Source organism: Chitinimonas violaceus, assembly GCF_052601015.1.
This window is the reverse complement of the sequence record NZ_JBQXDJ010000294.1, coordinates 1-255: the sequence shown is the minus strand read 5'-3', so window position 1 is coordinate 255 and position 255 is coordinate 1. Positions and strand designations below refer to the sequence as shown.

Below are 255 nucleotides of genomic sequence, written 5' to 3'. Positions count from 1 at the left end.
GCCACAGTACAACCTGTACTCTCTTATCCGTCGTCTGCGATACCACCCACAGATCGGCCTTGCCGTCCCCAGTGCCATCACCCAGCAGATAGCGGGTCTCGGCTGCCCAGGCACCCAGTTCCAGCTCTGTCGCTTCACCCAGCCCATCGGCTGTAGCCAGCCGGATGGTGGCGACTGCCTTGCCATCCTGGCGCTTGCGTACTACTACCAGGTCAGACTTGCCATCGCCGCTGACATCACCGAGCAGGTATTCCG

Annotated in this window: 1 protein-coding gene; it reads right to left on the bottom strand. The window is 61.6% G+C overall.

The genetic code is table 11. The features are described from left to right. On the bottom strand, positions 1–255 hold a 255-nt coding region (locus ACUHMQ_RS21355), incomplete at both ends, for a hypothetical protein (protein ID WP_445297434.1).